This is a genomic window from Rahnella sikkimica, assembly GCF_002951615.1.
GTDB classification, from domain to species: domain Bacteria; phylum Pseudomonadota; class Gammaproteobacteria; order Enterobacterales; family Enterobacteriaceae; genus Rahnella; species Rahnella sikkimica.
Genome location: NZ_CP019062.1, coordinates 4,482,404 through 4,494,387 on the forward strand (window position 1 = coordinate 4,482,404; position 11,984 = coordinate 4,494,387).

The 11,984-nt window shown below is 54.2% G+C and carries 14 protein-coding genes; 9 read left to right on the forward strand and 5 right to left on the reverse strand.

What is annotated here, in order from left to right; translation table 11 throughout:
• Positions 1 to 9 precede the first annotated feature (9 nt).
• Positions 10 to 306 (reverse strand): ElaB/YgaM/YqjD family protein, encoded by a 297-nt coding sequence (locus BV494_RS20750; RefSeq protein ID WP_104924533.1) that lies wholly within the window; start codon positions 304 to 306, stop codon positions 10 to 12.
• Between the two features lie 319 nt (positions 307 to 625).
• Here BV494_RS20750 and BV494_RS20755 point away from each other — a divergent pair, with 319 nt between their 5' ends.
• Together BV494_RS20755 and BV494_RS20760 are read left to right on the forward strand one after the other, a co-directional pair.
• Positions 626 to 1,822, forward strand: coding sequence for an MFS transporter (locus BV494_RS20755; protein WP_104924860.1), 1,197 nt, complete (start codon positions 626 to 628; stop codon positions 1,820 to 1,822).
• Between the two features lie 126 nt (positions 1,823 to 1,948).
• Positions 1,949 to 2,284, forward strand: coding sequence for a DUF2002 family protein (locus BV494_RS20760; protein ID WP_104924534.1), 336 nt, complete (start codon positions 1,949 to 1,951; stop codon positions 2,282 to 2,284).
• 54 nt (positions 2,285 to 2,338) lie between these two features.
• Here the strand turns inward: BV494_RS20760 and BV494_RS20765 are convergent, their stop codons facing one another.
• Together BV494_RS20765 and pfkB are read right to left on the reverse strand one after the other, a co-directional pair.
• Positions 2,339 to 2,779, reverse strand: coding sequence for a DUF1198 domain-containing protein (locus BV494_RS20765; protein WP_104924535.1), 441 nt, complete (start codon positions 2,777 to 2,779; stop codon positions 2,339 to 2,341).
• Positions 2,780 to 2,938: 159 nt separating this feature from the next.
• The gene (gene pfkB / locus BV494_RS20770; RefSeq protein WP_104924536.1) at positions 2,939 to 3,883 is read right to left on the reverse strand and encodes a 6-phosphofructokinase II; all 945 of its coding nucleotides are present in this window, start codon (positions 3,881 to 3,883) and stop codon (positions 2,939 to 2,941) included.
• Between the two features lie 182 nt (positions 3,884 to 4,065).
• On the opposite strand from pfkB, the gene BV494_RS20775 reads away from it, so the two are divergent.
• Positions 4,066 to 4,599, forward strand: coding sequence for a class IV adenylate cyclase (locus BV494_RS20775; RefSeq protein WP_226789995.1), 534 nt, complete (start codon positions 4,066 to 4,068; stop codon positions 4,597 to 4,599).
• A gap of 74 nt (positions 4,600 to 4,673) precedes the next feature.
• Here BV494_RS20775 and ygfZ read toward each other — a convergent pair whose 3' ends face one another.
• Positions 4,674 to 5,666, reverse strand: a complete 993-nt coding sequence (gene ygfZ, locus BV494_RS20780; RefSeq protein WP_104924538.1) for a tRNA-modifying protein YgfZ — start codon at positions 5,664 to 5,666, stop codon at positions 4,674 to 4,676.
• A gap of 279 nt (positions 5,667 to 5,945) precedes the next feature.
• Here ygfZ and sdhE point away from each other — a divergent pair, with 279 nt between their 5' ends.
• On the forward strand, positions 5,946 to 6,212 hold the full coding sequence (gene sdhE / locus BV494_RS20785; RefSeq protein WP_104924861.1) for an FAD assembly factor SdhE: 267 nt from the start codon (positions 5,946 to 5,948) through the stop codon (positions 6,210 to 6,212).
• Complete coding sequence (locus tag BV494_RS20790; RefSeq protein WP_104924539.1) at positions 6,193 to 6,645, forward strand: protein YgfX; 453 nt, start codon at positions 6,193 to 6,195, stop codon at positions 6,643 to 6,645. Before sdhE ends, BV494_RS20790 begins: the two co-directional genes overlap by 20 nt.
• Before the next feature lie 27 nt (positions 6,646 to 6,672).
• Here BV494_RS20790 and fldB read toward each other — a convergent pair whose 3' ends face one another.
• Positions 6,673 to 7,191 (reverse strand): flavodoxin FldB, encoded by a 519-nt coding sequence (fldB, locus tag BV494_RS20795; protein WP_104924540.1) that lies wholly within the window; start codon positions 7,189 to 7,191, stop codon positions 6,673 to 6,675.
• 110 nt (positions 7,192 to 7,301) lie between these two features.
• Here fldB and xerD point away from each other — a divergent pair, with 110 nt between their 5' ends.
• The 4 genes from xerD to prfB all read left to right on the forward strand — a co-directional run bounded on the left by xerD (position 7,302) and on the right by prfB (position 11,975).
• Entirely contained in the window at positions 7,302 to 8,261 is a 960-nt protein-coding gene (xerD, locus tag BV494_RS20800) for a site-specific tyrosine recombinase XerD (protein WP_104924541.1), read from the forward strand.
• A gap of 25 nt (positions 8,262 to 8,286) precedes the next feature.
• Complete coding sequence (gene dsbC, locus BV494_RS20805) at positions 8,287 to 9,006, forward strand: bifunctional protein-disulfide isomerase/oxidoreductase DsbC (protein WP_104924542.1); 720 nt, start codon at positions 8,287 to 8,289, stop codon at positions 9,004 to 9,006.
• Positions 9,007 to 9,012: 6 nt separating this feature from the next.
• Positions 9,013 to 10,746: a single-stranded-DNA-specific exonuclease RecJ gene (recJ, locus tag BV494_RS20810; protein WP_104924543.1), complete on the forward strand. Its 1,734-nt coding sequence runs from the start codon at positions 9,013 to 9,015 to the stop codon at positions 10,744 to 10,746.
• A gap of 130 nt (positions 10,747 to 10,876) precedes the next feature.
• Positions 10,877 to 11,975 (forward strand): peptide chain release factor 2 gene (prfB, locus tag BV494_RS20815; protein ID WP_104924544.1). Its coding sequence is split into 2 segments (ribosomal slippage): positions 10,877 to 10,951 and positions 10,953 to 11,975, totalling 1,098 coding nucleotides; the frame shifts between segments, so codons are not numbered across the junction.
• Positions 11,976 to 11,984 lie beyond the last annotated feature (9 nt).

Consider the following 11,984-nt stretch of genomic DNA (forward strand, 5'->3'; position numbering starts at 1 on the left):
CCTGTTACGTTATCGACGTCCCAACAAGACACCGATAACAATACCGATTGCGGCACCCGCACCCACGCCATACCACGGGTTATCTTTCACGTAGTCGTTCGCCGTCGCGGCAGCTTCACGGGCATGCTTGGTCAGCGTTTCACCGTTAAAACGTGAACGGGCATCGCGTAAAACACCTTCAGCTTTGCTGCGAATTTTATCCAGTTCGTCCTTGGATTTATTCCCTGCGGACTGAAGCACCTCATCCAGCGTGTCAGCCAGTAAGGTCAGATCCTGATCAATCGTCTTTTCTAATTTCTTAGCCATTCTGTCTCTCCATGTTGTGAACTGTAGCTTTCGTTTCGCTAATGCTTTCGTTTAGCTGATGAATAAAAGCATAGACCAAAATGTTGTACCCGACGGTTCTTTGAGAACATCGGGCTATGAAAAAGGAGGTTTTCAGGTCATATGGCTGGCGAAAAAGTTCAGGCGGGGCGCGGCTTTACGTGACGCGGTTCAGATTTCTCTGCAAATGCTTTTGAACGTTACAGCCAATAACATTTTTTGCGTCGCTATACGTTTGATCCTCTCCAAAACCTGTTTATGCTATTCATTCCATTCGTCGCGTTTCACGCCGGTTCTGCTCATGTTTTTAAGCTCGTTTCGCTCTAACGCACAGCTCAATAAACGCATTCTGTCGTTCATGCTGTTCACGTTCGTCGTTTACCTGACCATCGGTTTGCCGCTCGCGGTATTGCCAGGATTTGTGCATAACACGCTGGGATACAACTCCGTGCTGGCCGGTCTGGTGATCAGCGTTCAGTACTTTTCTACCCTGATCAGCCGTCCGCACGCCGGTCGCTACGCTGACCTTTTGGGGCCGAAACGGGTGGTGATTTTCGGCCTGATTTGCTGTGGCATGAGCGGTGTTTTCTACGCAGCGGCGTTCTTCCTGACTGACTGGCCGCTGGCCAGCCTGCTATTGCTGTGTCTGGCGCGCATTTTCCTCGGCGTGGGCGAAAGCTTTGGCAGCACCGGCACCACGCTGTGGGGCATTGGCGCTGTGGGTGCGAAACACACCGCACGGGTGATTTCGTGGAACGGCGTGGCAACTTACGGCGCGATGGCCGTGGGCGCACCGCTCGGCGTTATGCTCAATCATGCGTTTGGCCTGATGGGCGTGTCGGTGCTGATTGTCGTGGCCGCCGCCATTGCCGCCATTCTGGCTTGCCTGAAAGCGGCGATTTCGGTCACTGCGGGCAAGCGCATTGCGTTTAAAGCGGTGGTTGGGCGCATCTGGCTTTACGGCCTCGGGCTGGGTTTTGGGACCATCGGGTTCGGCGTTATTGCCACCTTTATCACGCTGTATTACGCGGATAAAGGCTGGAACGGGGCAGCGTTCACCCTCACATTATTCAGCCTTGGGTTTGTCGGTGCGCGTCTGATTTTCGGCAACATGATCAACCGCTTTGGCGGCCTGCGGGTTTCGCTGGTGTCTTTCGTTTTTGAAATCGCGGGTTTGCTGATGATCTGGCAGGGGCACGATCCGCTGTCTGTCCAGTTGGGCGCGTTTCTCACCGGCTCCGGTTTTTCACTGATTTTCCCGGCGCTGGGCGTCGAGGCGGTGAAGCAGGTTCCGCCGCAGAATCAGGGCACGGCGCTGGGGCTGTATTCCGCGTTTCTGGATCTCGGATTGGGCATCACCGGGCCGGTTGCCGGTCTGATTATTTCCCATCTCGGCACGCCTTCTATCTATCTGGCGGCGGCCTTTATGGTGGTGGTAGCCTGGCTGCTCACCCTCAAAATATGGATGCAAACCGGCACGCAAAAGCCCGCCGAATAGCCTTTTTCAGTACAGGGTATTTGGGTTTAGATAAATCCTAAATACGCCAAAACTCAGGATTTAGGCATTGTTTGGCAGGCTTATTGCGGTAAGGTCGCCTAGCGGTTAAAGAAGCGAGGAGCAACCATGTATTTACGGCCAGATGAAGTGGCACGCGTTTTAGAAACATCCGGATTTGAACGCGATTATATTGATGAAAAAGCCTACGGTTATCGCCGTGGCGAACACTATGTGTATGTAAACCGGGAAGCGCGGTTTGGCCGGACTGCCCTGGTAATACACCCGGCGATGAAAGAACGCAGTGAGCGTTTTGCTGAACCAACGGCATCGTTTCGCAGCAGCGGCGTTTATAAAAATTTCCCGCTGGATGTCTCGAGCGACAGCGAAACGTATTACGGCATCTGCCACGGTTTCAGCTCGCGCCAGATCCTGGCCAGTTATCTGGATAACGTATTCAGATAATCAGTGACCCATCGCAGACGCAAAAAAGCCGCTGACTCAGCGGCTTTTTGACATCTACACCAGATGGATCTGATTATAGGTTTCGTTGTAATCACGACGAAACTGCGCGAGTTCGAAAGGCTCGATGTCCAGTTCAGCAAAATAGAACAGCGCCAGTTCGGCGTGCTCGCTGCTGAGCTGCGGCGGCAGGTGCGCGCGCACCAGAATGTTCCGCCAGCGGACAATGTTCTCTTCCGAAGCATCTTTAATAAATGTCTGATAAATAAAAACAACGTAGGCCGCTTTGCGGATCTCTTCAGCATAGCCACCGCTGATGGAGCGGATAAACATCTGGCTCTGTCTTTTGCCCATTTCCAGCAGCATTGAATCAATGTAAACCGGCTTAATTTTCAACAGACTGGCGAGAGATTCGTTCGCTTTACGGGTGTCTGCCGTCATAAACCAATAACCCACAATAAAAACCACAACAATTGCAGCAAGCATAATCCATATCATTCTGGACTCTGGCCTCCGGCCTTTTCTGGCGTGATGTGAAAGGTGCATGCAACACCCGATGCTGCGAGTTTATCTGCTAATGGAAGGAAATACGTGAAGGTGTGACAAAGAATTTACGCTCCGCGACGCCGGAAGACCTCGCGGAACGTATTCAGGGCATTAATGTGCCGGTGTTTGCTGGCATAAATACTGATAAATCTGCTGAGTATCTTTATCGGAACACAACCGCGTGCCGATGTTCAGCGTCGCGGCGCTGCCTGCGGCAACACCGAAGCGCACGATATCGGGCAGATCAGCACCGGCGGCGAGTTTGAGCGTCATCGCGCCCACCATGCTGTCACCCGCACCGACGGTACTCATTTTTTTCACCGGCGGCGGAACCACCTGGAATGCGCCTTGTGCATCAACGGCCAGCGCACCCTGCGGCCCGAGTGAAACCACGACGCGTTCGGCTCCGCCGTCGCGGATAATTTTCTGCGCTGCTGCCAGTACGTCGCCCGGATTTTCCAGAGGCCGTCCGACCAGCGCCGAAAGCTCGTTCTGATTCGGTTTTACCAGCGCCAGGCCGCCCAGTTTCAGACCTGCGGCCAGCGCATCACCGGAGCTGTCGAGAATGCAGCGCAAACCGGCGTCCTGCGCTTTGCGGATAAGATCGGTCAGCGCGTTAATGTGCGTGCCGGGCGGCAGACTGCCGCTGATCACCAGAATTGAACCGGCAGGGATATTTTCGATTTTTGCGCTCAGGCTGGCGAATTCGGAATCGCTCAGCCGCGCACCGGGCATGACAAACCGGTACTGTTCTCCGGTATTTTCGGTATGAACATGCAGGTTTTGTCGCGTCCAGTCCTGAGTCTCGACCGTATCCGTCGCGATCCCTTCATCGCGCAATAGCTGCGCCAGATGTGCGCCGGTCGGGCCGCCAATCGGGAAGAGTGCCGTCGCCTGCCCGCCGAGATGGACAATGGCGCGGGCGACGTTAATGCCGCCTCCGCCCGGTTCAAAGACCGGCGCGGTACAACGCAGTTTCCCTTCGGGATAAATCTTGGGTGTCAGTGTGGCACTGTCGAGTGAAGGTGCCAGAGTCAGCGTAAAAATTTTGGTCATCATCGTTCCCTCAGTTTTCCAAAAACTCCCCTGAGGTTAGCACCCTGATCTGATTTTGCAGCCTCTGATTGCGTATTTAGTAAGCGAGATCAAACCTCCTTGCCGCGGAGCATTCTGTCACGGTAAGGTCAACGGATGTTCATCAAAGACACGTAAAAAAGAGTCAACTTTTGAGGGAGTAAATGATGGCCAGAAATATTGAGATTAAAGCGAAGGTTGATGATTTTTCCGCGCTGTACGAAAAGATTGCGCTGATATCTGACGGACTGCCGGACATTATTGAGCAGGATGATACCTTTTTTATCTGTCCGCACGGACGCCTGAAGCTGCGCACGCTGGCGGCAGATCGTGGTGAACTGATTTTCTATCAGCGGCCCGATCAGGCGGGGCCTAAAACCAGTTTCTATACGCTTTCCGAAACTCACGATCCTGACAGTCTGCGTGAAACGCTCACACTGGCCTACGGCGCAGCGGGCAGGGTTATCAAGCAGCGCACGCTTTTCATGCTCGGCCAAACCCGTCTGCATCTCGATCGCGTAAAAGGGCTGGGTGATTATCTGGAGTTTGAAGTCGTGCTTGATGAAAACGAAACGCCGGAGCAGGGCATTGCGATTGCAGAGGATCTGCTCGAAAGGCTGGGGATCGACCGGCAGGAACTGGTGGATCAGGCGTATGTCGATTTGCTCAACCAGAAAGGTAAACATCACAACGCGTAAGCCGGAAATCACGTTGTGATTTGCCGCCTTCTTTTAACCGTTTAGTTATAAAGAAGGCGGCAGAACGTGCCGAATTATTTGGTCTCTTCCAGTGAATACGGCAGCGGCTGGATACTTAAATGGCTGGTCGTATCGTCGCGCACGCGCAGGTTGGCATCCGCGTCCAGATCGTTGTTAAGCACGGCCTGAACCCAGACGGTGCCATCACTGAGCTGAACTGCGGCCAGCACGGTGCCGGTACGACGCCAGTTTTCACCGAGTTGCAGTTCGAGATCGTCAGCCGGAGCCGGTACTTTCGAGGCTTTACCGGATAACCAGTACAGTGCGCGCTTGTTCGCGCCACGGTATTTCGCGCGTGCGACCATCTCCTGACCGGCGTAACAACCTTTGGTGAAACTGATCCCGTCCAGTGCCTGAATATTGGTGGCCTGCGGGATAAATTGCGCAGTGTTGGCGGTATCAATAACCGGGAAACCGGCTTCAATATCCAGCGCCAGCCACTGCTGGCTGTCGTTGCGCTGCGCCTGTTCACCCAGTTCTTCCACCACCTGACGGGCTTTTTCCGGGCTGGTGACAATCAGAAAACGCTCGGCGGGCAGGGAGAAATGCAGCAGAGTCGTTTCATCCTGCTGCACGACCGGCTGCTCTGCTGTTGGCAGCGTCGAGAATAACCCCGTCAGCGCAGCGCTGGCCTGAAAACCAGCCACACCGAGCAGCACCACGTCATCATCGGCGGTGAAAGTAATTTTCGAAAACACGGCGTATTTTTTTATTTCGTTCAACTGCGTGTCGCGCAGATTGCGGCGCTCAATATAGGCCATGCCATCGCCACGCGTGAACAAACGCAGGTTGCTCCACATTTTCCCTTTGGCGTCACAGTGCGCACAAAGAATATGGTGATCGACCGGCAGGGCATCAATGTCAGCGGTGACCTGGCCTTGCAGGTATTTCACCGTGTCCGCGCCGGTCATGGTCACCAAAGCCCAGTCTTCCAGTGAAATCAGGGTCAGCGGCAGATGCGAAGACGCCGAAGGTTTTTGCGGTGGAAAGGGGAATGCGTTAGCCATTTTCTTATCCCGGTCAATGAAATGTGACTGATGCCTCATGGTAAAAGAGCCCACCGCCTTTGAAAACAGTTATTGGTGCCTTTTACGGGATGCCTTCCAGAGAATGTAAAGCCAGCGACAGGTTTGCAGCAGGTTTTACGGCACATCACGTAGATTGACAAAACAGGGCACTGAAAAGTTACTTATGACGGCTGACGGCTGATAGAATCGCTTTCTATATAAAAGAATTCTCATTCTGTATCCCAAAAAAAGAGTCTCATTATGGAAAGCAAAAACCAACTGGATATCAATAACCGTTCCCGTATTCACTGGGCCTGTCGTCGCGGTATGCGCGAGCTGGATATCTCCATCATGCCGTTTTTTGAACATGAATATGATTCGCTGACCGATGCCGACAAAGAGCTGTTTGCGCGTCTGCTGACCTCTGACGATCCGGATTTGTTCAACTGGCTGATGAACCACGGCGAACCGAAAGACACCGAATTACAGCGTATGGTCGCCCTTATTCAGACTCGAAACAAAGCCCGTGGCCCTGTGGCGATGTGATCTCAGGGTGTCCTGGCGCAGTCAGCTCATTTCACTGGGGTCTTACGGTGGCGTGATGTTACTGATTTTGCTGGCACCCTGGCCTGCAGGCTACTGGCCGGTATGGATGACACTGCTTTTGCTGGTGCTGTTCGAATGCATCCGCAGCCAGCGGCGTATTACGGCCCGAACCGGCGAAATCATCCTGCTTGAGGATAACCGCCTGCTGTGGCGTGGTCATGAATGGCAGATTAAGCAACCGGTCTGGATGATAAGCAGCGGCGTGTTGCTGACGTTGCGTCGTGAAAAACGCAAAGGCGGGTTGGCGCAGGCGATGCGCAGCTCAAGACAGCGGTTATGGCTGGCGTCGGACAGTATGGGGCTGGATGAATGGCGGCATTTGCGCCAGATATTGTTGCGTGGTGATCCCCGCAGCCCGGCTGAACCGGGCTGAGGTATCTGCTGGTTCGTTCGCGAAAGGCTACAGCAGGGCGTCCATTTCCAGCAGGATCTGCTCGCACCACTGCTGCAGGCGCTCGTCGGTGAGATCAAACTGGTTTACATCGTCGAGCGCGAGGCCGACAAAATGCTTACCGTCGGCGCTGAGCGGTTTCGGGCTGGTGAATTCGAAACCTTCCGTCGGCCAGAAACCGATGAAGCGAACGCCCAGCGGAACCAGCTGATGATAAAGCATGCCAAGTGCGTCAAGGAACCACTCGCTGTAACCGAGCTGGTCGCCCATGCCGTACATGGCGACAATTTTTCCGCGCAATTTTAGCGTAGGCAGCTCATTCCAGACGGCTTCCCAGTCTTCCTGAATCTCGCCGAAATCCCATGTCGGGATGCCGAGGATCAGGATGCTGTAGTCTTCCATCTTATCGGGATCAACATCTTTGATGTTGTGCAAATCAACCAGCTCTTCGCCCAAAATATCGCGAATTTTCTCCGCGGCCATTTCGGTGTAACAGGTGCTGGAACCGTAGAAAAGTCCAATTTTCATGCTTGCTGCCATAACGTCATCAGAATACGAATGGCAGGCAGTGTAGCAGATTTGGGCGAATGAAAGGCATAATGGCGGGTGTCGTCTGCACGCAAGCAACAGGAGTCGGGATGCCAAAACAAGATAATGCAGGCCATCAGGAGATAACACCTGAACAGGCTGCGCAAGCCGTCAATCAGGCCGATCTGGGCCTGACGGAACAGTTTCTCGATATGCTCTGGATTGAGCGCAATCTCGCAGAAAATACGCTGTCGTCTTATCGTCAGGATCTGAAATCGCTGCTGGGCTGGATGCATCATAACGAGACAGATTTGCTGCACGTCAGCGCCGAAGATTTACAATCTTTCCTGTCGGAACGTATTGAAGGCGGCTATAAAGCGACCAGTTCCGCGCGTTTACTCAGTGCGATGCGTCGCCTGTTTCAGTACATGAACCGCGAATCGGTGCGGCAGGACGACCCGACGGCGCTGCTGTCCTCGCCTAAACTTCCGCAGCGTTTGCCGAAAGATCTCAGCGAAGCACAGGTTGATGCGCTGCTGTCCTCGCCGGTGGTGGATGTCCCGCTCGAACTGCGTGATAAAGCCATGCTCGAATTGCTCTACGCCACCGGTTTGCGTGTTTCCGAACTGGTCGGGCTGACGCTCAGTGATATCAGCCTGCGGCAGGGCGTGGTGCGGGTGATCGGTAAAGGGAATAAAGAACGGCTGGTGCCGATGGGCGAAGAAGCGGTGTACTGGCTGGAGAATTATTTCGAGCACGGCAGGCCGTGGCTGCTGAACGGTCAGTCTCTGGATATTGTCTTTCCCAGCAGCCGGGCGCAGAAAATGACGCGGCAGACATTCTGGCATCGCATCAAACACTATGCGATCCTTGCCGGTATTGATGCGGAGCGGCTATCCCCCCACGTGTTGCGCCACGCATTTGCCACCCACTTGTTAAACCACGGTGCTGATCTCCGCGTTGTGCAAATGTTGTTAGGCCACAGTGACTTATCAACAACTCAAATTTATACCCATGTAGCGACTGAACGACTCAAACTGCTGCATCAACAACATCATCCCCGCGCATGACGTGCCAGGGAAAAAGGACGAAATGATGAAAAAAGGTTTAATGCTGCTGACCCTTCTGGCTGCGTGTATAAGCTCCGCGGCGCATGCTGACGATGCTGCAATCAAAGCCACGCTGAACAAGCTGGGAATGAACAACGCCGACATTCAGGCAACGCCGGTCACCGGCCTGAGTGCGGTTTCCACCGACAGCGGCGTCATTTATATCACCAGTGATGGCAAGCACGTTTTACAGGGCCCGATGTACGACGTCAGCGGCAGCCAGCCGGTCAACGTGACCAATAAGGCGCTGGTGAAAAAACTCGATGCGCTGCAAAAAGAGATGATTATCTACAAGGCCAAAAACGAGAAGCATGTGATCACCGTCTTCACGGACATTACCTGCGGCTATTGCCACAAGCTGCACCAGCAAATGCAGGACTATAACGACCTCGGGATTACCGTGCGTTATCTGGCATTCCCGCGTCAGGGGCTGAATTCCAAAACTGAAAAAGATATGCAATCCATCTGGTGTACCGGCAACCGCAAAACCAGTTTTGATGCGGCGATGCGTGGCGATGACATCACGCAAGCGACCTGCAAAAGCAGCGATATTGCGAAACATTTCGAGCTGGGCGTGCAGTTTGGCGTGACAGGGACTCCGGCCATTGTGCTGGAAGACGGGACTTTGATCCCTGGTTATCAGCCGCCAAAAGAAATGGCCGCGATGCTTGACCAGCGTGATCCTTCACATAAAACCGGTGGTTGATTTTTCGTGACCTTGCAGACTCAACTTCGCCGCCGTGAGGTGGCGACTGGCGTGGATCTCCCCGCTGAACTTTCCCCGTTATTGCGCCGGTTGTATCTGGCCCGTGGCGTTAAGCAGAGCAAAGAACTGGAGCGCAGCGCGGCAGGTTTGCTGCCGTATCAGCAACTTGATGGCATCGATACTGCGGTGAAATTGCTGCAAAAAGCCCTGAGCGATCGGATGCGCATTATTATCGTCGGCGATTTTGATGCCGATGGTGCAACCAGCACGGCGCTCACGCTGCTTTCTTTGCGCAGTATGGGTTGCGGTAATCTGGATTATCTGGTGCCGAACCGTTTTGAAGACGGCTACGGCCTCAGCCCGGAAGTGGTGGAGCAGGCGGCATCGCGCGGTGCGGAGCTGATCCTGACCGTCGATAACGGGATTTCATCGCACGCTGGTGTGGAGCTTGCGCACGCCAAAGGCATTCAGGTGCTGGTTACCGACCATCACCTGCCGGGCGAAACGTTGCCTGACGCCGAAGCAATCATTAACCCCAATCTGCATGGCTGTGAGTTTCCGTCCAAATCTCTGGCGGGCGTGGGCGTCGCGTTTTACCTGATGCTGGCGCTGCGCAGTGCGTTGCGCGAAAGCGGCTGGTTTGAGCAAAACAATCTGCCAGTTCCGAATCTTGCGGAGCATCTGGATCTGGTGGCGCTCGGCACGGTGGCGGACGTTGTGCCGCTCGATGCCAATAACCGCATCATGGTTTATCAGGGGCTTAACCGTATTCGTGCGGGGAAATGCCGGGCCGGTATTCGTGCGCTGCTTGAAGTTGCCGGGCGTGAAGCCCGCACGCTGTGCGCCAGCGATCTGGGTTTCGCGCTCGGGCCAAGGCTCAATGCTGCCGGACGTCTCGATGATATGTCCGTCGGCGTGGCGCTTTTACTCAGCGAAGACATTGGTCAGGCGCGAGCGCTGGCCAGCGATCTGGATGCACTGAACCAGACGCGCCGGGAGATTGAGCAGGGGATGCAGGTCGAAGCGCTGGCGCTGTGCGACAAACTTGAGCGCAGCACCGACGCATTACCGTTCGGGTTGGCGATGTACCATCCGGAATGGCATCAGGGCGTCGTGGGCATTCTGGCCTCGCGCCTGAAAGAACGCTTTAACCGCCCGGTGATTGCGTTCGCGCCAGCGGGTGATGGCATTCTCAAAGGTTCTGGCCGTTCGATTGCCGGTTTGCACATGCGCGATGCGCTTGAACGTATTGATACGCTGAACCCTGGCCTGATGATGAAGTTTGGCGGCCACGCGATGGCGGCAGGTTTGTCTCTCGAAGAAGGCAAGTTCGACGAGTTTCGCGACCGTTTCGCCGAACTGGTCGGCGAATGGCTGGATCCGTCGCATCTTGAAGGCGTGGTCTGGTCGGACGGCGAACTTTCCGCGCATGAGCTGACGATTGATACTGCAGAAATGCTGCGCAATGGCGGCCCGTGGGGGCAGGCATTCCCGGAACCGACGTTTGACGGCACTTTCCGTATCCTGCAACAAAAGCTTTTGAAAGAGCGCCATCTGAAACTGATGATTGAACCGCTGGGTGGCGGCCCGTTACTCGACGGCATCGCGTTTAATATCGATCCGACATTCTGGCCGGACAGCAGCATTCGCGAAGTGCAGCTTGCATACCGTCTGGATATCAATGAATTTCGGGGAAATCGCAGCGTTCAGCTGATCATCGAACATTTGTGGCCGAAATAAGCGGTTTTCATCCCGAATAAAGCCTGCAAAAAAACGGCTCGTTGCTATAAAAAGACCGCTAATTCCGTTAGAATCGGCGGTTCGAATGGCATTGGGCCAACTCCGAATCTAACGTAAGACGCGAAAAATCATGTTTGAAATTAATCCGGTTAAAAACCGCATTCAGGACCTGTCCGAGCGGACAGTCGTTCTTCGGGGGTATCTTTGACTATGATGCCAAGAAAGAACGCCTCGAAGAAGTAAACGCCGAGCTGGAACAGCCGGACGTCTGGAACGAACCTGAACGCGCACAGGCGCTGGGTAAAGAACGTTCCTCACTGGAAGCTATCGTTCAAACTATCGACGAGTTACTGCAGGGTGCCGAAGATGTGACCGGCCTGCTGGAACTGGCTGTTGAAGCCGACGATGAAGACACGTTCAACGAAACCGTCGCTGAACTCGATGTGCTGACCGGCAAGCTGGAACAGCTCGAATTCCGTCGTATGTTCTCCGGCGAATACGACAGTGCCAGCTGCTATCTCGACATCCAGGCGGGTTCCGGTGGTACGGAAGCGCAGGACTGGGCGAGCATGCTGCTGCGTATGTATTTACGCTGGGCTGAAGCCAGGGGCTTCAAAACGGAAGTGATTGAAGAGTCTGACGGCGAAGTCGCAGGCCTGAAATCCGCCACCATCAAAATTATCGGCGACTATGCGTTTGGCTGGCTGCGTACTGAAACCGGCGTTCACCGCCTGGTGCGTAAGAGCCCGTTTGACTCCGGTGGCCGTCGTCATACGTCTTTCAGTTCCGCGTTTGTGTATCCGGAAGTGGACGATGACATCGCAATCGAAATTAACCCGGCAGACCTGCGTATCGACGTATACCGCGCGTCCGGTGCGGGTGGTCAGCACGTCAACAAAACGGAATCTGCGGTACGTATTACCCACATTCCGACCAACATTGTGACCCAATGTCAGAACGACCGCTCCCAGCATAAAAACAAAGATCAGGCCATGAAGCAGATGAAAGCGAAGCTTTATGAGTATGAGATGCAAAAGAAAAATGCGGATAAACAGCAGCTGGAAGACAACAAGTCTGACATCGGCTGGGGCAGCCAGATTCGTTCTTACGTGCTGGATGATTCCCGAATTAAAGATTTGCGTACGGGCGTCGAAACACGAAATACGCAGGCCGTGTTGGATGGCGACCTGGATAAATTCATCGAAGCCAGTTTGAAAGCCGGGTTATAAGGAACCAAC

Excerpts from the sequence above, each read along its gene's own strand:
- BV494_RS20750 (WP_104924533.1), bottom strand. The coding sequence starts at position 306 with ATGGCTAAGAAATTAGAAAAGACGATTGATCAGGATCTGACCTTACTG.
- BV494_RS20755 (WP_104924860.1), top strand. The coding sequence starts at position 626 with ATGTTTTTAAGCTCGTTTCGCTCTAACGCACAGCTCAATAAACGCATT.
- BV494_RS20760 (WP_104924534.1), top strand. The coding sequence starts at position 1,949 with ATGTATTTACGGCCAGATGAAGTGGCACGCGTTTTAGAAACATCCGGA.
- BV494_RS20765 (WP_104924535.1), bottom strand. The coding sequence starts at position 2,779 with ATGATATGGATTATGCTTGCTGCAATTGTTGTGGTTTTTATTGTGGGT.
- pfkB (WP_104924536.1), bottom strand. The coding sequence starts at position 3,883 with ATGACCAAAATTTTTACGCTGACTCTGGCACCTTCACTCGACAGTGCC.
- BV494_RS20775 (WP_226789995.1), top strand. The coding sequence starts at position 4,066 with ATGATGGCCAGAAATATTGAGATTAAAGCGAAGGTTGATGATTTTTCC.
- ygfZ (WP_104924538.1), bottom strand. The coding sequence starts at position 5,666 with ATGGCTAACGCATTCCCCTTTCCACCGCAAAAACCTTCGGCGTCTTCG.
- fldB (WP_104924540.1), bottom strand. The coding sequence starts at position 7,191 with ATGAAAATTGGACTTTTCTACGGTTCCAGCACCTGTTACACCGAAATG.
- xerD (WP_104924541.1), top strand. The coding sequence starts at position 7,302 with ATGCCAAAACAAGATAATGCAGGCCATCAGGAGATAACACCTGAACAG.
- dsbC (WP_104924542.1), top strand. The coding sequence starts at position 8,287 with ATGAAAAAAGGTTTAATGCTGCTGACCCTTCTGGCTGCGTGTATAAGC.